This is a genomic window from Pseudomonas sp. Cab53 (assembly GCF_018325965.1).
GTDB classification, from domain to species: Bacteria; Pseudomonadota; Gammaproteobacteria; order Pseudomonadales; family Pseudomonadaceae; genus Aquipseudomonas; species Aquipseudomonas chlororaphis_E.
This window is the reverse complement of sequence record NZ_AP021902.1, coordinates 2,497,790-2,519,769: the sequence shown is the minus strand read 5'-3', so window position 1 is coordinate 2,519,769 and position 21,980 is coordinate 2,497,790. Positions and strand designations below refer to the sequence as shown.

Genomic DNA, 21,980 nt, shown 5'->3' with positions numbered 1-21,980 from the left:
ATGCATATCGAAAGAGCGAAAAGCCCCGTTCGCGCAATCACTCGGGCCCAGGCCGTCGCTGGCGACAGCCCAGTGCATTCGCGGTTGGATGGAACAACGGTGGCGAGCGCTCTGGATAGAGCCGCTGCCAGTATGGGAAGACGGGCGTGACAGCGCCGGATCAGCGCTTGTGGATCAGGTCATGGAGAACGCCAAAGCGCAAACCCGGTTCGGAAGCGATCATCTGGGTGATCCCGAAAGCCTTGAAGGCCGCCAGCATGATCGCCAGGCCGCCGGGCAAGCTGCCCAGGCGATGGGCTTGCAGGCCGGCCAGGCGTAGTTGTTCGACATGCCGGACTTCCAGCAGGCGCAACGACAGGCGCAACAACCCGGTGTAAGTGATGCCGCCTTGTCCCAGGTCGTTCAGGCCATTGGCCTTGAGCACCTTGGCCAGCATCCGCGCCGTGCCGGACGAACCGATCGCCAGTTGCCAACCCTGGGCACGAAAACCCATCGCGACTTTTTCAAAGGCCAGGCTGGCCACGCGCTCGGCCTCCAGCAACGCCGGGGCCGTGATGTGTCCGTCACGGAAATAGCGCGTGCCAAAGGTACCGCTGCCTATGGCAAGGCTCTCGGTCAACAGTGGCTGGTCGCCCCGCCCCAGGATCAGCTCGGATGAGCCGCCGCCGATGTCCACCACCAGCCGCGTGTCCTCGACACCCGGCACCGTATGAGCGACCCCGGCGTAGACGAGACGGGCTTCTTCCTGCCCCGACAGCACGTCGATCCGAAAGCCCAGGTGGCGCTGGGCGCTATCTAGGAACAGTTGAGCGTTAGCCGCTTCGCGCACCGCGCTGGTCGCCACCGCCCGCACCCGGCCGGCTTCAAAACCTCGCAGTTTCTTGCCAAACCGTGCCAGCGCCTGCCATCCCCGATCCAGTGCCAACTCATCCAGCGCCCCGGCCTGCAAGCCTTCGGCCAGGCGGACCGGTTCACGCAGGGTCTTCACTTCCTGGATCACCAGGCGCCGGTTGCGCTTGACCGTCTGGCCAATCATCAAGCGAAACGCGTTGGAACCCAGGTCAATGGCCGCAAACAGGGGGGCGTCGCCTTTCATCGCGGTGTTCCTTGCACATTCATCTGCCAACGGGTCGGATCACCCGGTGCGGGTTTGCCAAAAAGCTTGCCACAGGGTCGATGACACCTGGATGACAGCGCGGCGTGTTCTTCGATCTCCAGTGGAACGTGCGGGCATCGAGCGTAGATAAACGGTTTAGCCCATGGCGATCGCGTGAAGCGCAGATGACCGTCACGCACATGTAACAAATTGCGACTAGCGTCGAATTCGCCTCTCCACGACGCGAGTTCCCCCCCATGCTTAGCCAGGACATCTTGATCCAGCGCATCCACCGCGAGCTGCTCGATCACACCGACGAAGAGCTGGAACTGGAGTTATCCGAAGACGGGCATGACATGGACACCTTCTTCGACGAGCACACGCCGCCGGGCAGCGAAAAGGACAGTCGCCGGCGTTACTTCAGCGAGCTGTTTCGCTTGCAAGGCGAACTGGTGAAGCTGCAGAGCTGGGTGGTCAAGACCGGGCACAAGGTGGTGATCCTGTTCGAAGGCCGCGATGCCGCCGGCAAGGGTGGCGTCATCAAGCGCATCACCCAGCGACTCAACCCACGGGTCTGCCGGGTCGCCGCCCTGCCCGCGCCCAACGACCGTGAACGGACGCAATGGTACTTCCAGCGCTACGTCTCCCATCTGCCGGCAGCAGGCGAAATCGTGCTGTTCGACCGCAGTTGGTACAACCGCGCCGGGGTCGAGCAGGTCATGGGGTTCTGCACCGCCGACCAGTACGAAGAGTTCTTTCGGACCGTGCCGGAATTCGAGCGGATGCTCGCCCGCTCGGGCATCCAGCTGATCAAGTACTGGTTCTCGATTTCCGACCAGGAACAGCACCTGCGTTTTCTCAGTCGCCTCCACGACCCGCTCAAGCAATGGAAGCTCAGCCCCATGGACCTGGAGTCCCGCCGGCGCTGGGAAGCCTATACCAAGGCCAAGGAAATCATGCTCGAACGCACCCACATCGCCGAGGCCCCGTGGTGGGTGGTGCAAGCCGACGACAAGAAAAAGGCCCGACTCAATTGCATTCATCACCTGCTGGGGCAGATGCCCTACGAAGAGGTGGAAGTGCCGGCAATCGAGTTGCCACAACGGGTGCGACAGGAAGATTACACCCGCAGCCCGACGCCACCGGAGCTCATCGTGCCGCAGGTCTATTGATCCGGACCTGATCGGGCACCCGACCTCGAGCCTTCCCTCAACAGCTTATTATTAGAAGCGGATTTCATCATGACGAACCCGACCCTGGCCATGGACTCACCGAGTTCAGTCGCCCACAGCTCAAGACCGCAACTCAACCGCAAGCCGAGCGTGATCACCCTGGTGGTGTTTTTCGCCGTGCTGGGCAGCGGGCTGCTGTTCACCGCCTACAGCCTGATGCACGACATGAACGAACTGGGCACGGTGGTGACCACCTGGACGCCATTTCTGCTGTTGGGCGTAGCCCTGCTGATCGCCCTGGGCTTCGAGTTCGTCAACGGCTTCCATGACACCGCCAATGCCGTCGCCACGGTCATCTACACCAACTCCATGGCACCGAATTTCGCCGTGGCCTGGTCGGGCTTCTTCAACTTCCTCGGGGTGCTGCTGTCCAGCGGCGCGGTGGCCTTCGGCATCATTGCGCTGCTGCCGGTGGAACTGATCCTGCAGGTCGGCTCTTCCGCCGGTTTCGCCATGATCTTCGCCCTGTTGATCGCCGCCATCCTGTGGAACCTGGGCACTTGGTGGCTGGGCTTGCCGGCCTCCTCGTCCCACACCCTGATTGGCTCGATCATTGGTGTCGGGGTCGCCAACGCGCTGATGCATGGCCGCGACGGCACCAGCGGCGTGGACTGGGCCCAGGCCACCAAGATCGGCTACGCGTTGCTGCTGTCGCCACTGGTGGGTTTCGGCTGCGCCGCGTTGCTGCTCCTGGCGCTGCGCGCCTTCGTCAAGAATCGCGCGCTGTACAAGGCACCCGAAGGCAACACGCCGCCGCCGTGGTGGATTCGCGGCATGCTGATCCTGACCTGCACTGGCGTGTCCTTCGCCCACGGTTCCAACGACGGGCAGAAAGGCATGGGCCTGATCATGTTGATCCTGGTCGGCACCCTGCCCATGGCTTACGCGCTGAACCGCGCCATGCCCGCCGACCAGGCGCTGCAATTCGCCGCCGTGGCCGAAGTCACTCAACAGGCCCTGGTGAAGAACTCGCCGCTGCCGGCACCGGCAGATCCACGCGCGATCCTGACCACCTACGTCGGCACCAAGGAGGCGACGCCGGAACTGGTTCCGGCCCTCGCTGCCCTGACCGGCAGTATCGGCGCCGAGGTCAAGGGCTACGGCTCGCTGGCCAGGGTGCCAGCCGAGGCCGTGGGCAACGTGCGCAACGACATGTACCTGACCAGCGAAACCATCCGTCTGATGGACAAGAACAAGGTCGGCCACTTCGACGCCGACACCAGCGCCAAGCTGCAACTGTTCAAGCAGCAGATCGACAATTCCACACGCTTCATCCCGCTGTGGGTGAAGATCGCCGTGGCCATCGCCCTCGGCCTGGGCACCATGGTCGGCTGGAAACGCATTGTGGTGACGGTGGGTGAAAAAATCGGCAAGAGCCACCTGACCTACGCCCAGGGCGCCTCGGCCGAAACCGTCGCGATGCTGACCATCGGCGCCGCCGACATGTTCGGCCTGCCGGTGTCCACCACCCACGTCCTGTCGTCGGGCGTGGCCGGGACCATGGTGGCCAACGGGGCCGGCTTGCAAATGCGCACGATCCGCAACCTGGTAATGGCCTGGGTCCTGACGCTGCCTGCCGCGATCCTGTTGTCCGGGAGCCTGTACTGGTTGTTCACCCGGCTGTTCTGATGCCTTTAGCGCCAAGGCCCCACGGATGGGACCTTGGGCGACGATCTGCGCAGCAGCAGGATGGGTCACGCCATACGAGTCATAACGACCAACGTGAAGGTTGTTTTGACCCTGGCCAGCGCGAGTCAAATTGACACGATCAGTTTCAACTCATTGAGTTATATAGTGTTACCGATTGGCACGGTTTCTGATCAGGTCACTCGCCCCTTTTGGCGAACCTAGGAAGAAGCCCCATGCACAATGAATTCAAGCCCAACCTCAGCGTAGTCACCGGTGCCAGTTCGGGCATCGGCCTGGCCGTCACCCGGCGCCTGCTGGAAAGCGGTTCGAAGGTGGTGGCGATGTCGCGCCAGATCGGCGGCCTCGGCGAACTGGTCGAGCGCTTCGGCGACATGCTGTCCTGGTTGCCTGGCGACGTCACGCAGGTCGCGGACCAGGCCAGGCTGGCGCAACGGGTCGGCACCCTGGGCCAGGTGGATTGCCTGGTGCCCAACGCCGGCATCGCACAACTGGCCGATGGCCTGGACCTGGCGGCCTTCGACCGTCAATGGGCAGTCAATGGCGCGGGCGCGCTCAACACCTTGAGCAGCCTGCGCGAGCATCTGGCCCCTGAGGCATCGGTGGTCTTCATCGGGACCTTCCTGGAACAGGCCACCTTTGCCGGGTTGGCCGCGTACATTGCCTCCAAGGCCGCATTGCGCGCGCAGATGCGCACCCTGGCGGTAGAACTGGCGCCCCACGGCGTGCGCCTCAACATGGTCTCACCGGGGCCAACCGCCACGCCGATCTGGGGCACCCTGGGCCTTGATGAACAGGCCTTGGGCTCCGTGGCCAACACGGTCAACCAGCGGTTATTGACGGGCCAGTTTCTTGAGCCGCAAGCCGTGGCCGACGTCATTCTCTTCCAGTTGAGCCGGGGTGCACGCGGCGTGTATGGCCAGGACTGGATCGTGGACAACGGCTACACCTTGCGTTGATCGTCCGGTGCGCGGTTCGCAACTGCCGCGCACCTACCCCCTTTTTTGAATCCTTGCCCTTGCGGGTCACCGTCCGTCATCGAGGTGCTGTTCGAGCATCGCCCAAGCCTCGGCGGTGAAGCAGTAGGTCTTGTCTGCCTGGAACAGGATGAGTCCCTCTTCGCAAAGTCGCCTGAGCACTTCGCGCACACTGACGAACGACAGGTCGGCAGACGTTTTCGCCAAATAAGCATGCACGCCGCGCACGCCCATCGTGCGGCCGTCCTGGGCGGCCGCCAGCAACGCGTTGATCACCTTGAAGCGGATCAGGCTGGTGCGCAGCCCATAGCAACGCAGCAGGTCGCGAATCGGTTCGTTGGCGCACCGGTCGGGATCGTGGGCCTGCGGCTCTGCCGCCGGGCGCAATGGCGCGCGCGCATTGGAGGGCGTCATGCCTGGATTGCCTTGCATATGAAAAGTCCTTTTCAGAGGGTGATCGAACGGGGGTGGCCCGGTACGGCGGCCACCCGTTGTTGTGCGTCTAGGCTATGTACGAAATAGCCTGAAACTTGGTTATGCGGCGTTAAAAACCGGCTCGGAATGCTCATTGACAACCAGTCAACTGCGCTTCCTCGCCGGTTTTTGCCTTGCCTAACCTGCGTTTCAAACTATTTCGTACACAGTCTAGAAATCGACCGTGGCCGACAACTGCAACGTGCGTGGCGAACCGGCGGAAAACGCACCATACGAGGCGACGCCCGACCAGTACTCGCGATCGAACACGTTTTGCACCGTGGCCCGGAACGTCGTCGGCCGGCCTTCGATTTTGGTGGCGTAGCGGGCTCCTGCATCGAAGCGGGTCCAGGCATCCAGCGACTGGGTGTTGGCCTGGTTGACGTACTGCTTGTCGGTATAGATCGCCCCGCCGGTGAGGGTAAAGCCTTGCACCCATGGGGTGTCCCATTCGGCCCAGAGGTTGGCCTGGACGTCCGGCACGCCCACGGGTTTGTTGCCCCGGTTGGCGGCGGTGGCCGACTCCGTCAACTCGCCATCGAGCAGCGTCACGCCGCCCATCAGCCGGGTGCCGGGGGCAACTTCGCCGAACATGCTCAGCTCGACACCGCGGTTGCGTTGCTCGGCCTGCACCGAGAACACGCCATCCGCGCCCAGCTCGCCACCCGGCTTCTCGATCTGGAACAACGCCAGGGTGGTCATGAAGGTGCCATGCTCATACTTGACGCCGAGCTCGTGCTGCTTGGACTCGTAGGGGGCGAACGTCATGCCGCTGTTGCTTGCCCCACTTGGCGCGGTATCGCCTTTGCTCAGGCCCTCGACATAGTTGTAGTAGAAGGACACGTCGTCCCAGGGCTTGACCACCACGCCCACCATCGGGTTGGTCGCGCTGTCGTCATAGCGGGAGCTGACCGCGCCGTTGCTGTAATTGCGCGACTCCACGTTTTGCCGGCGCAGGCCCAGGGTCAGTTGCAACCGGTCGTCGAGCACCGACAGCGTGTCGGTCACGGCGACGCCGGACAGCTCCGATTCGGACACCCGTTGGACCTTGGGCGAACGCAGGTACTGTTTGGGGGCATCCACGGGGTGGTAGATGTTCGAGGTAATCGCCGTACCGTTGGTGATCCCCCGGGACAATTCATCCTGGTAGGTGGTCGCCATCACCGTGGTGGTGTGGGTGACGGGGCCGGTGGCGAACACGCCGCGCAAGCCGACGTCGGCGGTCGAACGATCGACGTTGAACTTATAGTGCCCCGGCACGTTGCTGGTATCCCCGGCACTGTTGAGGATCCTGGGCACCTGGTCGGACATCCGATCGACGTCCGAGCGGCCACCGCCGGCATGAGCGAACACAGTGAGCGAATCGTTCAGGTCATACTCGCCGCCCAGCAGGGCCGACTGTTCACGGGTGTCCGACCAGCCCCACTTCTGCGGCAGGTTGGTCCGGCCGTTGGGCGCGGACGGCACCTCCACGCCCGGTGCGATCGTGAAGGGCCGCGAGGCACCTTCGAAGCTTTCTTTCTGGCTGATGAAATCGAGGTTCAAGCGCAACCGCTCGCCCCGGTAATCGAGGGCAATGGCGCCGATGTTCAGCTCACGCTCCTGATCGTCCACGACAGTATCGCCGCCCCGCAGGCTGCCATTGAAGCGCACGCCAAACTGGTTCTCGGAACCGAAGCGGCGACTGAGATCAAGATGACCGCCGACCTGGGAATCGGATTCGTAGGTGGTGGTCAAGCGCGTCAGGTCTTCGTCCAGCGGGCGCTTGGGGACGATATTGATCACCCCGCCGATGCCACTGTTCGGTGAAATCCCGTACATCAGGGCGCCCGGCCCCTTGAGGACTTCAACCCGTTCGGCGTACTCGGTAAACACCCGATAGTTGGGTGCCACGCCGTAGACGCCGTCGTAGGCCAGCTCGCCGATGTTGCCCTCGCCGATCGGAAAGCCACGGATGAAGAACGAATCGACGATGCCGCCCGTCTGCCCTGTCGAGCGCACCGAGGGATCCCTCTGCAAGGCGTCGGCCACGGTCACGGTCTGCAGATCGGCCAACGTCTTGGCGGTGTAGCTGGTCACGTTGAAGGGGGTGTCCATCACGTCCTTGTTGCCCATCATGCCCAGGCGTGCCCCACGGGCAACCTGCCCGCTCGCGAGCGCCGGCGGCAGCGCGGTCGCGCCGTTGTAGGCACCGGTGATGTTGATCTCATCGAGGGTCAGGCCCTGGGCATCCGCCGGCGCCGAAGCGTCGGCGTTCGCGTCGGCACTGGCCGGCGACGTGGAGGTTGCAGCCCAGCTGTTGGCGCTCCCTGCGACCAGAACAATGCCCAGCGTGGCGCAACGAATCGCGAATGAAAGCGCGGATTCACCGCAAGGTCGACGTGCAACAGACATGACGTAAGGATCCTTTTCAGCAAGAGAAAATGGTAATCACTCCTATTGCCAGCCGACCTGCGGAAAAGTATCACCCCACGGGCGTTATTTTTTTCCGCACCCTGCCCGCCCCGGCGAGCCGCCTACCCATACAGGCGCTCCAGCGGGATCGCGATGACCGGCAGGGCCGGGTCGAACGCGTGCCGCGTAGTCTTGTACGGGAACAGTTCGCCGCGCTCGATGGTGGTGAAAATCCGCGCCACCTCGAACGCCTGACCGGTCTGCCAGTGGCGCACGCGCACCCGAGGATCGGCATAGTCGAGCTGGATGCACGGCACTCGCTTCAACCCCAACTGCAGCGCCGCGTTCAGCCGGTGGTTGCCGTCCATCACGATGCCTCGGGAGCGCTCGACAATGATCGGTTCCAGCCAATGGCCGGCCCGGACGATCGACTGCCGGACCGACTCCACGTTGGCCGGATCGACGTGCTCCGATTGCAGCACCTCGCACAACGGTCGGAGCGAAATCTGATAACCCTGTTCCATGGCATTTCCCCTGATTGATGGCCGGTTCAGCAGGCATCCGCCTTGGCGGGTTCCCCGTAGAGACTGGCCACGTCCAGCAGCCGTTGCGCATGCTCGATGAGGGGCAGATCCACCATCTCGCCGTCCACCTGCACGGCATGGCTGCCACTGGCCACGGCCTGCATCACCCGGTCCGCCCACGCCAACTGGTGGGCATCGGGCAGGAAGGCCTGCTGGACCGTACGCAACTGGCCGGGGTGGATGCAGAGCTTGGCGCCAAAGCCCAGGGACCTGGCGTAGTGCGCCTCGTGCTTGACCGCCGCCAGGTCGCTGATCGCCGGGGTCACGCCGTCGACCGGTGCCGGCAAGCCGGCGGTTCGCGACGCCAGCACGATGCGATTGCGGGCGAAGAGAAACGCCTCGGGCACCTGGCTGCAGTTGATGTCCAGGGAAAAATCCAGGGAGCCGAACGCCAGCCGCGAGAGCCCGGCGATGCCGGCGATCGACTCGACCTCATGCAAGCCCCTGGCGGTCTCGATGATGGCGACAACCTTGAGCCCGGGCCTCCACGCCAGCAAGCGCTCGACCACCTCGGACAACCCCTCGCCATACTGCGCCTTGGGCAGGAAGATTCCCGAGCAGCGCTGCGGGTAGCGCATGTCTTCGAGCCACTTGAGGTCCTGGCGGAAGAACTCACTGCCAACGCTGTTCAGGCGGATGTAGCGCTGGCAGGAAACGTTGGGCGAACTCTCCTGCCAGGCCCAGATCGCGGCGCGGGCCGCGGCTTTGCTGTCGGGATGAACCGCGTCCTCGAGGTCGAGGATGATCGCATCCGGAGCCGCCGCGACGGCCTTGGCGAAACGCTCGGGGCGGTTCCCCGGGACGAACAGGTAGCTGATGGGAAGCGTGGGGGTGGTACCGGGACGTTCAGTGGTCATAAAGCTCTCCTAGGCATGCAACTGTCGTGGTTCAAGCGAAATTTCATCGATTTCGGGCGGGGCCATCGCGGTCCTGCAACAGCCCCTTACAACGTCGGTTAATTCCTTGTTGATCAAGGTATTAAGGCGCTCTTCCAAGTACGGATGGGCACCTGCAAACGTGAGCAAACAAGCGTTTGCACACGTTCAGCCAACGAGTAAATATTCAAAATATTTGAAAACCTTACTTGATAATCGTTCGCGTTAGCAATATGGTTCTCGCCATCGAAGATATCTCTCACACAACAAAGGAAGTTTTCGTACTCCCCAAGGAAGTGCAGTGCAGTGATGTCATTTGAATGTCAGCTAATGACCCTGTTCGAGAATAAGCCGCAGACTCGATAACGGCCTCTTCACGCCCAGGTAAAACCTCATGGAATGGATTTCTATGCAATATCTTTGTGAAGTATTGATAAAACCTGACGTCACGATAGTGAGGCCGGGTTTCGTTTGGCACGCACCGCCAGGCGTTTAAATCGTTCATGCCTGAAAAACGGCAAGTTCATATTCTTCGATAACACCAAGTTATCGAAAACTTGATGGGTGTTGATTTATACGCCAGGGGTTAACTATGCCTAATGTAATGACGCCAACATTTAACAATGTAACTGAAGTGCATCAACCGACCCTGTTGGCGCCATTGCTCGACCCGCTGATCGCGCAGTTCATCCAGCACTGTCCAGGCAAACTTTCAGCACTGGTCGACCACTATGGATCGCCGCTGAACCTGGTATGGCCCCACGCATTCAAGCTCAACGCGGCGGCGCTGCAGGGTGTGCTGAAACACTACAACGTCGCCCACACGCTGTTTTACGGCGCCAAGGCCAACAAGTCACAGAGCCTGCTGGCGGCGGCAGCGGCGATGGGCATTGGTGTCGATGTTTCGAGCCTTCACGAGTTGCACGCCGCGTTACGGGCCGGCATTCCAGGACAGCATTTATGCGCAACGGGACCGGCGAAAACGACAGTATTTCATCAAGCCCTGGTGGAGGTCGGCGCCCTCATCTGTGTGGATTCACGGGAGGAAATCGCCCACCTGACAACGCTGCTGGCGTCCCGGACAGCGTCAAGAAAAGCCAGAATCCTGTTGCGTTACCGGCCAAAAAGCTGCCCGACGAGCCGCTTTGGCATGGGCGCCGACGATGTGCTCGGGTGCCTGCAACAGTTGGCGCAGGAACGACAGCATTTTCACTTCGAAGGTTTTCATTTCCACCTCGGCGGCTACGGCCATGAATCGCGCGTCCAGGCGTTTGGCGAAGTGGTGGCGTATGTCGACGCCGCCCGGGAAATGGGGCTGGCCCCCGTCATGATCGACATCGGTGGAGGCCTGCCCATCCGATATGTCGACCCGCAGCGCTATGACAGTTTCCTGCGCAACGACAATAACCCCAGCCATTATTACAACCACACAGTGCCCGAGGCTTTTTACCCCTACGGCAGTCAACTCACCGCCAGCCAATGGTTGGCATTGTTCCTGGAGTCCGATTGTTTACCCGGCCAAACGATTGCCCATTATCTGCAATCGCAAAACATGACCTTGGCCCTGGAACCCGGCCGAAGTTTGGTCGACCAGGCCGCCATTTCAGTGTTCCGGGTGACTCGCTGTAAAAAACTGGCCAATGACAAAACCGTTATTTTCGTCGAGGGCAGCAGTTTCAGTGCCTGTGAAACATGGTTTTCATCCGAATACCTGGTGGACCCGATCCTGATCAGTGCAAGCGCGCCACCGCACACCCCGACACACGCCTATATCGCCGGACATAGTTGCCTGGACGATGACGTCATTACTTATCGCCTGATCAACTTTGTAACCTCGCCCCAGGCCGGTGACTTATTGATCTACGCCAATACCGCCGGTTATCAGATGGACCTGCTGGAAAATGAATTCCATCGCCATCCCCTGCCCCGGCGTATTACCGCCACTTGTTGTACACAAGGCCACTACACATTTTTACCTGACTGCTAAAAAGGGAGTCTTACTCATGATACTTGGCAAAGTTTCAGAACTGATTGGCAATACGCCCATGTTGGGCATCGATGTGCCTGATACCAATGCACGGCTGCTGCTGAAGATCGAAAAGAACAACCCCGGTGGCAGCATAAAAGACCGCATGGCCAGGAACATGGTGCTGGCGGCCCTCAAGTCAGGACGCTTGAAGCCCGGTGGCGTGGTCGTGGAGTCGTCTTCCGGCAACACGGGCATCGGCCTGGCCATGGCGGCCGTGGAATTCGGCCTGCAGTTCATTGCCGTGGTCGATCATCACGCGGCACAAGACAAAATCGCGGTCATGAAAGCCTTGGGCGCCGATGTTCGATTCGTCGCCGGCAACTACCGCGAAGATGAAGTCGCCGTGGTCGAGCGCCAGCGGATGGCCGCCGAACTGGCGACGCAGATCCCCGGTGCCGTGTTCATGAACCAGTCGGACAACGCCGCCAACGCCGGTGGCTACAGCGACTTCGTGCGCGAAACCATTGCCCAGGCGCACGGCACGATCGGTGCCTATGTCGGCTGTGTCGGCACCGGTGGCTCGATGACCGGCATCGCCCGCGGCCTGAAAGTGCATGACCCCGAGACGGTGACCGTCGGGGTCGAGCCCGCCGGTTCCATTGTGTTCGGCCATCCCGGTTATCCGTACTACCAGTCCGGCACGGGTACCCCGGCCGGCGACACCGTCGGCCTGGTGCTCGACTACAGCTGCATCGACCTGGGCGTGCAGGTCACCGACAGCCAGGCCTTCGAAACCGCCCGCTACATCGCCCGCAACCTGGCGCTGCTGGTGGGCGGTTCGACCGGCGGTGCGATTTTCAAGGCCCTGGAGTTGATCCACGCCGGCGTGCTGACCGGCAACGTCGTGGTGCCGATCGCCGATGGCGGCGAAAAATACCTGCACACCGTCTTCAACGAACAATGGCTGCAAGAGCGTGGCTTGCTCGACCCGAACGTTGGCGCGCAGTTGGACACCTGGCTGGGCAAGACCCAATGGCTGGAGTCCAGCTCGGCGCCCCTGCAACTGAGCGTTGCGTAACCTTCACCCCACACAGGAACGCCTCTGAATGAATGTGCTGAAAGTCGCCATCTGTGGCGGTGGCAGGACCGGCCACCTGAACGCAGTCCTGTTCAAGCAACTGCCCGATGTCCAGGTCTCGCTGCTCACCCGCAATGCACAGGTCGTCGAGCAACACCTCCGTCGGGCGCCGATACAAGCGCTGATGCCGGACGGCTCGACGCTGAGCGCGCAACTGGACCGAGTGACCACGGACGCCAAGGCCGCGGTCGAGGACGCCGACATCGTGATCATCACGGTGCCGGCCCACGCCCGCCCGCAAACCCTGCAAAGCATCGCCGCGCACCTGAGCACGGACAAACCGGTGTACATCGGTGCCATCCCGGGCTTCTGCGGGTTCGATTGGCTGGCCGAAGCCGCGCTGGCGCAGCGACCCAACCTGGTGATCTGGGGCATGAAGGATGTCCCGCACACGGCGTTCGATCTCAAGCCCGGGCGGTCGATCCGCATGGGCGGTGGCAAAAGCCAGCTGTACGTCGCGACCCACGCCCGTGAATCGCAGGCCTCGCGCCAACAGCTCGGCGAACTGCTCAGCCGCTTGTACGGCCCATGCGTGACGTTGCTCGACAACTACCTGGAAATCACCCTGACGCCCGGCAATCCGATCATGCACAGCTCGGTGATCTACGGGCTGATCGGGCCCTACGGCCAGTGGCATCGCAAGATCTTCCCGCAGCCGCTGTGCTGGTGGACGGAGTGCCCGGAACTGGGGGCCTACTTCCTGGAGCGCATGGACGAGGAAAGCCAACGGCTCTGCGCCGTCATCAGCGAACGCCTGGGCGTGGACCTGTCTTCGGTCAAGTCCTTGAAACAGGAAATCGTCGACGCCTACGGCGAGCAGATCCGTGACCGCAGCAGCATGTTGTCGATCCTGCGCACCAACCAGGCCTACAACGACATCCTCGCGCCGATGGTGCCCGCCGATAACAACCGCGCCGGCTACGTGATCGAACGCCAGAGCCGCGCCTTCAATGAAGACGTCGCCTACGGCCTGGTGCTGCTGGTGGAAATGGCCAGGCGCTTCGAACTGAAGGTGCCCTACATCGAGGAAGTTCTGCAGTGGAGCGTGGCCTACATGCAGGGCTTGCGCGACTCGGCGCTGGACTACTTCCCCCGCCACTGGCCCCACGCGGCATGAGCCCAACCTCCTCTTTACTCATCGACGAGCAGACAGCCGATATGGATGACTTCAAGACACTGATCGCTTACTCCCGCAAAAACGCCATGCGCCGCCTGGTGCGTTGCCTGTTTGCCGAGAACATCCTGGATCGCCGCGCCCTGGTGTTTTGCGCCGACGGCACGCAGGCCACCTACCCGCTCAAGAACGCCCGGGGTCATCTGTTTTTTTCGCACATCACGCTGGCCCCGGCCGACACCCTGATCCACGACGGTGAGGTGGTGCTGGTCACCGACGAAGGTGTGCGCCAGGTGGTCGACAGCCACCAGGACCTGCTGGACGTGCTGCGGGACAGCTTCGATTTCGCGTCCACCGACGAAGGCGTGGCCGGGCTCAAGGCCGACATGGAGAACAGCCTGATGAACGATGCCCACGCCCGCCGGCATCGCCAGCAATGGAACGCCCGGCTGGCCGAGGCCTGCCAGGGTCGAGGCCTCGCCAGCCTGACCGACTATCTGCGCCAACACGCCAGCACCCAGGACGCGGCGATCCTGCTGGACCAATGGGGTTCACTGGAAGGCCACCCGTATTACCCCACGTGGAAATCCCGCCCGGGCCTCAGCGATGCAGAAGTCGAGCAGCTGTCGCCCGAGTTCAATGCCCAGGTGCCCCTGCGTATCGCGGCATTGCGCGCCGACATGGCCATCAGCGAGAGCATGCCCCACGTCACCGATTACCTGGGCTGGTTCGCGGCGAACTTCCCGGCGCACTGGGAGCAATGGAAAACCGCGCTCAACGACAGAGGCCTGGATGAAAAACAGTGGCTGCCGCTGCCGATCCACGCCTGGCATTTGCAGGCTTATGTGCTGAAGCATTTCGCCGCGGAAATTGAACAAGGCATCCTGATCACTGACGGCCCGGACATCCTCACCCTGCCCACCATGTCCTATCGGACCATGATGCCCGCGCAGCAAGAAGCCGCGCCGCTGATCAAACTGCCCATCGCGGTGTGGATGACCAGTGAGCTGCGCAGCCTGCAAGCCAAGTCGATCCACATGGGCCCGCGCATCAGCACGGTGATCACGCAGATCCTTGCCGCCGAAAACGGCTTTGGCCAGCGCCTGGAAATTTTCCCGGAGGAGATCGGCGTGCGCTACCGCAACGCGATCACCCAGGACGACGCCCCCGGTCGGCACCTGTCGGTGGTCTATCGCGCCAGCAGGCAGGCCTTCCAGCGCAACGACGACTGCCTGCCCATCACCGTCGCATCGCTGTTCACGCGCCTGCCTGGCAGTGCTCGCCCATTGTTCACCGACCTGATCGAACGCGACGGCTTGCGCGCCAGCGCCCGCAATGTGGAGGACTGGTTCCGCCAGTACGCCAGGGTGGTCACGCACCCGGTGGTGGCGATCTACCTGATGTACGGTATCGGGCTGGAGGCCCACCAGCAAAACACCATGGTGCTGTTTTCCCCCGATGGCAAAGCGCGTAGTCTGCTGATCCGCGATTTTGGCGACGGCCGTACCTACGCGCCGCTGCTGGAAGCGCGTGGCTATACCTTGCAGCCCCATGTCCAGCCCGGCATCTTGCCGACGGTGTTCGTGGAGGATATCGAGCCGGTGCGCATGTTCGTGCTGGACGCCGCGTTCCTGACCCACCTGCACGAAGTCGCGCTGTGGCTGAGCACGGAATATGCGCTGGACGACACCCGGCTGTGGACCGTGCTGCGGGAGGAAACCGAAAGTGCCTTCGAGGCCGTGCGCGACCGTGTCGCGGCGCCGCTGTGGGAAGTCGAACACCAGGCCTTCCTTGAAGACCCGTGGCCAACACGATCGCTGCTGCGCATGCATTTGCTGCAGTATTCCAACTATCGTTTGCAGCACACGCTGACCAACCCGCTTGCCAGCGCCTAACCACCGAGGCTGAGTCATGTCCCACGCAGGTGTCACCCAGGGTTTGAACGTAAGAATCCTGATTTATCTTCTGTTCGCGATCCAGCTCGTCTCCATGGGCGCGATGGAAATGAGCGGGCCGTTCTGGCCGGTCCACCTGCGTGGGCTGACGTCCTCGGAGTCGGTTTTCAGCTTCGCCAGCATCGCCGTGTACGTCGGGCCGATGCTGGGCATCATCCTGACCAGTGCCTTCTGGGGCCGTATCGGCGACCGCTATGGCCACAAGTTGATGATGATCCGCGCCCTTGCCGGGCTGTCCTTGACCCAACTGGGCCTGGCGCTGGCCGGGGACATCTGGATGATCCTGGTGCTGCGCTTCCTGCAAGGCGCCTTCGCCGGCTACATTGCCCCGGCGCAGGCCTACGGCGTCAGCATCGAAGCCCCTTCGCGCCGGGCGCGGCTGTTCGCGATCCTGCAGATATCGACCAACGTGGGGTCGTTGCTCGGCGCGGTGGTCGGCGGCCTGATCCTCGATTACGCCACGTTCTTCTGGATCAACATGATCGCGGCGGTACTGTGCGCAGTCTGCACGGTGGTGGCTGCCGTGACCCTGCCGGACGTGCCGCCGGTGAAAAAGCCAACCGCTCAGACCGCCAGTGCGGCCACCGGACGCGGCAGCAGCCCCTGGCAGGGATCGCCGCTGTTGTCGTTGCTGTGCGTGATGGGCATCCTGCTGCTGGCGCGGATGCTGCCGCAGACCTCATTTTCCCTGTACGTGAGCACGGTATTCGAGGTCAGCAACGCCGTCGTCGGCTTGTGTTACGGCCTGTTGGCCCTGGGTTTCATCCTGTCGGCCACGGCCTGGTCACGCTACTTCGAACACCGCTCCCAGCAGGACACCCTGCAACGCATCACCTACGTCGTGCTGGGTTGTATCGCGCTGACCGCCGTGGCGGGCGTCACGCGCAACGCCCTGGTGTTCGTGGTGGCCTATTTCATCTGGGGCGTGCTGCTCGGTGCCACCACACCGGTGCTGATGGCGCTGATTTCGAAAGCGGCCGACAGCAGCCAGCAAGGCCATGTGCTCGGGATCGCCCAGGGCAGCGCGCAGTTTGCATCGATCGCGGGGATCTGCGTGGGCGGCCTGCTCAGCCAGGTCTATGGTTTGCAGTACACCTACCTGTTCGTCTGCCTGGCGTATGCGCTGGCGCTGATCCCGGTCGTCGCGTTGCGCTACTGGCCCGCCAGCCTGCAAGCCAGCCCCGCGCCGCCGGGGGAATGATCAAGGAGTTTCGCTTTGGACATTGAACAACTGCGCGCCGACACGCCCGGTGCCGCGGAGCTGATCCACTTCAACAATGCCGGCGCAGCGCTGATGCCCCAGCCGGTGCTCGACGCCATCACCGGCCACTTGCAGCGTGAGGCCTGCCTGGGAGGCTACGAAGCCGCCGCAGAACAGGCGCAGGCACTGGAGAACGTCTATGGCGCCATTGGCCGTCTGATCAACGCCCGGGCCGATGAAATCGCCGTGATCGAAAACGCCACCCGCGCCTGGGACATGGCCTTCTACTCCTTGCCATTGAGGCCGGGCGACGTGGTGCTGACGTCCACCACCGAATACGCCGGCAACTACATTCCCTACCTGCAACTGCAACGCCAGCGCGGGATCGAGCTTCGGGTCCTGCCCAACGATGAGCACGGCCAGGTCTGCCTGTCGGCGCTCAAGACCCTTCTGGACGATGAACGCGTGGCGCTGGTGTCGCTTCCGGTGATCGCCACCAACGGCGGCCCGGTCCAACCCATCGAACAGATCGGCGCATTGACGCGGGCAGCCGGCAAGCTGTTCCTGCTGGACGCCTGCCAGGGCGTCGGGCAGATGCCCATCGACGTGAAGAAGATCGGCTGCCACATGCTCGCCGCCACCAGCCGCAAGTATCTGCGGGGCCCCCGGGGCATGGGCTTTCTGTACGTCGAACACGCGTTGTGCCAGACCCTTGAGCCGACGTTCCTCGACCTTCACGCCGCGTCGCTGCTGACACCCGAAACCTTCGCCATCCGCGACGACGCCAGACGCTTCGAAAACTGGGAATGCAACGTGGCGGCGAAGCTGGGCCTCGGTGCCGCCGTGGAGTACGCCCTCGCCCAGGGTATCGAACCGATGTGGCAACGCATCCAGCAACTGGCCAGCCACTTGCGCACACAATTGGCGACGGTCCCCGGGGTAACCGTCCAGGACCTGGGCGCGCTCAAGTCAGGCATCGTGACGTTCACCCATCACCAGAGCGACGCGACCCAGCTCCAGCAGTGGTTGGCGCAGCAAGCCAGACGCATCAACGTCAGCACCTCCCGGGCCGGCTCGACGTTGCTGGACATGCAGCAGCGCGGCCTGCCAGAAGTCAGTCGCGCGTCCGTCCACGCGTACAACACCCACGCTGAAATCGACGCCCTGGTACACGCCCTCAGGCGCCTGCCCGGCCGCTGAAAGGCGCAGATGGAATCACGCTTGCGTCGCAGGCGGGTTGTCAATTAGCATTGGGAATACTTCTCAATTGCAAAAAACTGCAGCCATGAGCCAATCCCTGCCCGCGAACAACGACAACCATCTGCGCGTGATCGAGGCGCTGTATGCCGGTCATCACGGCTGGCTGTACGCCACGCTGAAGAAAAAGCTCGGCAACGCCATGGATGCAGCGGACCTGGCCCAGGACACCTTTACCCGCATCCTCGCGTCCCAGGTCACCACCATCGAACAGCCACGGGCCTACCTGAGCTGCGTGGCCAAGGGCATCCTGATCAACTGGTACCAGCGCAAGGCCCTCGAACGCGCCTACCTGGAAGCCCTCGCGCACCTGCCCGTCCAGGACGTCCCATCGCCCGAGCTGCGCTGGATGGTGCTGGAGACCCTGCACGAAATCGACGCCATGCTCGACAGCCTGGCCCCGCTGGTCCGCCGGGCATTCCTGCTGTCGCAGATCGGCGGCCTGAAGTACGACGATATCGCCGAACAGTTGAACATCTCGCTCATCACCGTCAAGCGCTACATGAAGCACGCCTTCATCCAGTGCCTGATGCTGGTGGAATGAATGCTGACCCATCGCCATGAGCCGCCCCTGGACCCCAAGGTCCTCGAGGAGGCGGCCGAGTGGCTGATGCGCTTGAGCGAAAGCGAGCTCAGCGACACCGAGCGCGCCGAATGGGAGTGCTGGAAAGTCAGCAGCCCCGAGCGGGATCGGGCCTGGAACCGCGCGCAATTGCTGCAAAGCAAGCTCGGCGGGTTACCGGCGACGCTGGCGATGTCGACGCTGGACCGTCCCAGCCACCCCGACCGTCGCCGGGCGCTCGGCAAGCTGGCCTTGCTGCTGGCGGCAGTGCCTACCGGGTGGGGCACCTGGAAACTCGCGCAACAGCAGCAATGGTCCGCCGACTACCGCACCGCCGTCGGCGAGCGCCGCGAATTGAGCCTGGCGGACGGTTCCCGGATCACCCTCAATACCGACTCGGCCATCGACGTGCTGTTCGACACCCGGCAACGCCTTGTCAGGCTGCGCGAAGGGGAAATCCTGGTGCAGACCGCCCCGGACACCGCCGTCCTGGCCCGCCCGTTCCGGGTCGACACCGGCCAGGGTCGGATGCAGGCCCTGGGCACGCAGTTCATCGTCCGCGAGCTTCAGGCGCGCACTCACCTGGCGGTGCTCGACGGCGCCGTGCGGGTCGAGTTGGCGCAAAGCACCCAGCAGGCGCCGTTGATCGTCGCGGCCGGGCAGCGCACCGATTTTTCCAGCCATGACATTGGCCAATTGACCCCGACCGATCGCAACGCCAGCGCCTGGACCCAAGGCATGCTGGTGGTCGACAAGATGCGCCTGGCGGATTTCGTCAGCGAGCTGGCGCGCTATCGCCGCGGCTTCCTGCGCTGCGACCCGGCCATCGCCGGGCTACGCATTTCCGGCGCCTTCCCGGTCAGTGACACGCAACGCACGTTGAACATGCTGGTGCAAACCTACCCGATCCTGGTCAGCGGCCACCTGAGCGGCTACTGGGTGACCCTTTCCCCCGCCTGACCCGACGAAAAAAATCATCGCGAGGGTGATACTTTTTTTCGCCTCGGCTGGCAAAGAAAGGAATAACCATTTTTCCTCGTCCATAGGGTCATCCATCCATGCTTGTTGCGCGGCCCCGGCGTCCGGATCGTCTGACCAAGCCCGTCTTTCGCAGTGTGTTGCTCGGCCTGGTCCTGGGCGCGGACAGCGGGTCGCTGGCCTTGGCCGCCCCGCCGACTCGACTCGATACGGTCGCAGTCCGCGCCTACAACATCGCGCCCGGCCCGCTCGGCCCCGCCTTGTCGAGTTTTGCCGCGCAAGCCGGTCTGGCCCTGTCGTTCCAGCCGGCAATCACCGAAGGCTTGCTCAGCCCCGGGCTGTCCGGCACGTATACGACCCAGCAAGCCCTGGGCCGTCTGCTGGCCGACAGTGGCGTGGACATGATCAGGCGCGACGATGGCAGCTATACCCTGGTGCTGCGTCGAGTAGCGCTGCCGCCCATCAACATCGAGACCCTGGGCAAGCCCGTCGACAGCCTGCCGCCAACCTACCCCGGCGGCCAGGTCGCTCGCGGTGCGCGTCTCGGCCTGTTGGGCAACAAGGATGCGATGGACGCCCCCTTCAGCATCAGCAGCTACACCTCGACCCTGGTCAAGGACCAGCAGGCGGTCACCGTCGGCGATGTGCTCGAACGTGATTCTTCGGTGCGCTCCACCGGGCAGGCAGGCGGAATCGTCGACTCGTTCTTCATCCGTGGTTTTCCGGTAGGGGAAGGCAATCTCGGCGAACTGGCATTCGACGGTGTCTACGGCGTGGCGTCCAACTACCGGGTGTTCGCCGACTACGCCGAGCGCATCGAACTGGTCAAGGGTCCGGGCGCCCTGCTCTACGGCATGTCGCCCAACAGCGCCGTCGGTGGCGTGATCAACGTGGTGCCCAAGCGGCCGCTCGACGAGGACCTGACCCGCTTCACGAGCCGCTACGCGATGAACTCGCAACTGGGGGGCCACCTCGACGTCAGCCGCCGGTTCGGCGAGGAACGCCGGTTCGGCGTCAGGCTCAACGGCAGCCTCCAGCAAGGGGACACGGCCATCGACCAGCAATCCCGGGACCTGGGGATCGGCGCCCTCTCCCTGGACTACCAGGGAGAACGCCTGCGGACCACGCTGGACCTGATCGACCAGCAAGAGGAGCTCGACGCCGCGTCCCGACCCTTCCTGATCGCGCCGGGCGTGCAGATTCCGTCCGCCGCCAACGGACGCACCAGTGTCAGCCAGGACTGGGGCCGGTCCAAGACCCGGGACCGGTCCGCGCTGCTGAGCGGCGAGTATGACCTCAGCGATGCGTTGACGGTGTTCGCCCACGCCGGCGGCGGCCAATCGGCGGTCGAACGTCTGTCGGACCAGACCCCAACCCTCATCAATGCCGCTAGCGATACCTCCTCGATTCCCGGCTATTACAAATTCGAAGTCCAGCGCTACACCGTCGACATCGGCGCGCGACTGGGCTTCGATACCGGGCCGGTCAGCCACAGCACGGTGCTGCAAGCGAGCCGTTACCGCGATGAGCTGTCCCGGGGCATCAATTCCGGCGCGCCGCTGCTGTCGAACATCTACCACCCGATCGACCGGCCCAAGCCTTCGATTGCTGAGCCGAGCACGCCGAAGGTTTCCGCGAGCGAACTGTCCGGCATCGCCCTCGCCGATACTCTGTCCGTGCTCGACGGGCGCCTGCAAGTGACCGCCGGCCTGCGCCGACAAACCATCGAGTCGCACAACTACAACGCCACGGGAGCGGTCACCGCCGACTACGACCAAGGCAAGAACACGCCGCTGTTCGGCGTCGTCGCCAAGCCCTGGAAGCATGTCTCGCTCTACTACAACTACGTCGAAGGCTTGAGCAAGGGCGACATCGCGCCGTCCGCCGCCTCGAACGCAGGCGAGGTTTTTTCGCCCTACGTTTCCCGGCAGCAGGAAGTCGGGCTCAAGCTCGACTACGACAGCTTCATGGCCACGCTGGCGCTGTTCCAGATCAAGAAGCCCAGCGGAGAACTGGCCTCCGGGGTGTTCTCGGTCCAGGGCGAACAACGCAACCGGGGCGTCGAGCTGAACCTGGCCGGCGAGATCGCCCGGGGCACGCGCCTGCTGGCTGGCACGACCCTGCTGGATGGCCAACTGACCAAAAGCCGCGTCGCCGCCAACCGTGGCAACACACCGGTGGGTGTTCCGCGAGTCCAGGCCAACCTCTGGGCGGAGTGGGACATACCCGGCATCGAAGGCCTGACGCTGACCAGCGGCGCGATCTACACCAGTCGCCAGTACGTCGACCAGGCCAACACCCAGGCGCTGGATGCCTGGACCCGCTTCGACGTCGGTGCCCGCTACACCACGCGCATCGCGCAACGACCGACCACCCTTCGCGCCACCGTGCAGAACGTGTTCGACCGCGAGTACTGGTCGGGAGTCGCCTCCTACGGCGCGTTTTCCCAGGGGGCGCCGCGCACCCTGCTGCTGTCTGCCACCGTTGATTTCTGAAACGTCCGGTCCGTCGCAACGACAGGCGTCGT

General features: G+C 63.2%; 17 protein-coding genes. 12 read left to right on the top strand and 5 right to left on the bottom strand.

What is annotated here, in order from left to right; genetic code table 11:
- Nucleotides 1-160: 160 nt before the first annotated feature.
- Nucleotides 161-1,096 carry a phosphatase gene (locus KI241_RS11000; RefSeq protein ID WP_047735498.1) on the bottom strand — a complete coding sequence of 312 codons (936 nt, stop codon included), beginning with the start codon at nucleotides 1,094-1,096 and terminating at the stop codon, nucleotides 161-163.
- 257 nt (nucleotides 1,097-1,353) lie between these two features.
- Here KI241_RS11000 and ppk2 point away from each other — a divergent pair, with 257 nt between their 5' ends.
- The 3 genes from ppk2 to KI241_RS10985 all read left to right on the top strand — a co-directional run bounded on the left by ppk2 (nucleotide 1,354) and on the right by KI241_RS10985 (nucleotide 4,934).
- Nucleotides 1,354-2,268: a polyphosphate kinase 2 gene (ppk2, locus tag KI241_RS10995; RefSeq protein ID WP_042729724.1), complete on the top strand. Its 915-nt coding sequence runs from the start codon at nucleotides 1,354-1,356 to the stop codon at nucleotides 2,266-2,268.
- A gap of 69 nt (nucleotides 2,269-2,337) precedes the next feature.
- The gene (locus KI241_RS10990; protein WP_212803684.1) at nucleotides 2,338-3,957 is read left to right on the top strand and encodes an inorganic phosphate transporter; all 1,620 of its coding nucleotides are present in this window, start codon (nucleotides 2,338-2,340) and stop codon (nucleotides 3,955-3,957) included.
- A 233-nt stretch (nucleotides 3,958-4,190) separates the two neighbouring features.
- Nucleotides 4,191-4,934, top strand: a complete 744-nt coding sequence (locus KI241_RS10985; protein ID WP_212803683.1) for an SDR family oxidoreductase — start codon at nucleotides 4,191-4,193, stop codon at nucleotides 4,932-4,934.
- A 66-nt stretch (nucleotides 4,935-5,000) separates the two neighbouring features.
- On the opposite strand, the gene KI241_RS10980 is transcribed toward KI241_RS10985, so the two are convergent.
- The 4 genes from KI241_RS10980 to KI241_RS10965 all read right to left on the bottom strand — a co-directional run bounded on the left by KI241_RS10980 (nucleotide 5,001) and on the right by KI241_RS10965 (nucleotide 9,261).
- Nucleotides 5,001-5,366 carry a fe2+ zn2+ uptake regulation protein gene (locus tag KI241_RS10980; RefSeq protein WP_234408035.1) on the bottom strand — a complete coding sequence of 122 codons (366 nt, stop codon included), beginning with the start codon at nucleotides 5,364-5,366 and terminating at the stop codon, nucleotides 5,001-5,003.
- 231 nt (nucleotides 5,367-5,597) lie between these two features.
- A complete protein-coding gene (locus tag KI241_RS10975) occupies nucleotides 5,598-7,820 on the bottom strand; it encodes a TonB-dependent siderophore receptor (RefSeq protein WP_047735502.1) in 2,223 nt (740 codons plus the stop codon).
- Nucleotides 7,821-7,942: 122 nt separating this feature from the next.
- The gene (locus tag KI241_RS10970) at nucleotides 7,943-8,344 is read right to left on the bottom strand and encodes a ParB N-terminal domain-containing protein (protein ID WP_212803682.1); all 402 of its coding nucleotides are present in this window, start codon (nucleotides 8,342-8,344) and stop codon (nucleotides 7,943-7,945) included.
- Between the two features lie 26 nt (nucleotides 8,345-8,370).
- Complete coding sequence (locus tag KI241_RS10965; RefSeq protein ID WP_042729718.1) at nucleotides 8,371-9,261, bottom strand: CoA ester lyase; 891 nt, start codon at nucleotides 9,259-9,261, stop codon at nucleotides 8,371-8,373.
- A 610-nt stretch (nucleotides 9,262-9,871) separates the two neighbouring features.
- Here KI241_RS10965 and KI241_RS10960 point away from each other — a divergent pair.
- The 9 genes from KI241_RS10960 (at nucleotide 9,872) to KI241_RS10920 (ending at nucleotide 21,948) form a co-directional block, all read left to right on the top strand.
- Complete coding sequence (locus KI241_RS10960) at nucleotides 9,872-11,266, top strand: Y4yA family PLP-dependent enzyme (protein WP_212803681.1); 1,395 nt, start codon at nucleotides 9,872-9,874, stop codon at nucleotides 11,264-11,266.
- 16 nt (nucleotides 11,267-11,282) lie between these two features.
- Nucleotides 11,283-12,326, top strand: coding sequence for a cysteine synthase family protein (locus tag KI241_RS10955; RefSeq protein ID WP_212803680.1), 1,044 nt, complete (start codon nucleotides 11,283-11,285; stop codon nucleotides 12,324-12,326).
- Nucleotides 12,327-12,354: 28 nt separating this feature from the next.
- Complete coding sequence (locus tag KI241_RS10950; protein WP_212803679.1) at nucleotides 12,355-13,503, top strand: NAD/NADP-dependent octopine/nopaline dehydrogenase family protein; 1,149 nt, start codon at nucleotides 12,355-12,357, stop codon at nucleotides 13,501-13,503.
- On the top strand, nucleotides 13,500-15,395 hold the full coding sequence (locus tag KI241_RS10945) for an IucA/IucC family protein (RefSeq protein WP_244868273.1): 1,896 nt from the start codon (nucleotides 13,500-13,502) through the stop codon (nucleotides 15,393-15,395). The genes KI241_RS10950 and KI241_RS10945 overlap by 4 nt, the downstream gene beginning before the upstream one ends.
- Nucleotides 15,396-15,411: 16 nt before the next feature.
- Complete coding sequence (locus KI241_RS10940; protein ID WP_212803678.1) at nucleotides 15,412-16,656, top strand: MFS transporter; 1,245 nt, start codon at nucleotides 15,412-15,414, stop codon at nucleotides 16,654-16,656.
- A gap of 15 nt (nucleotides 16,657-16,671) precedes the next feature.
- Nucleotides 16,672-17,856, top strand: a complete 1,185-nt coding sequence (locus KI241_RS10935; protein ID WP_042729712.1) for an aminotransferase class V-fold PLP-dependent enzyme — start codon at nucleotides 16,672-16,674, stop codon at nucleotides 17,854-17,856.
- 85 nt (nucleotides 17,857-17,941) lie between these two features.
- Nucleotides 17,942-18,457 carry a sigma-70 family RNA polymerase sigma factor gene (locus KI241_RS10930; RefSeq protein ID WP_047735507.1) on the top strand — a complete coding sequence of 172 codons (516 nt, stop codon included), beginning with the start codon at nucleotides 17,942-17,944 and terminating at the stop codon, nucleotides 18,455-18,457.
- Nucleotides 18,458-19,435 carry a FecR family protein gene (locus KI241_RS10925; RefSeq protein WP_042729710.1) on the top strand — a complete coding sequence of 326 codons (978 nt, stop codon included), beginning with the start codon at nucleotides 18,458-18,460 and terminating at the stop codon, nucleotides 19,433-19,435.
- Nucleotides 19,436-19,533: 98 nt separating this feature from the next.
- The gene (locus tag KI241_RS10920; protein ID WP_212803677.1) at nucleotides 19,534-21,948 is read left to right on the top strand and encodes a TonB-dependent receptor; all 2,415 of its coding nucleotides are present in this window, start codon (nucleotides 19,534-19,536) and stop codon (nucleotides 21,946-21,948) included.
- Nucleotides 21,949-21,980 lie beyond the last annotated feature (32 nt).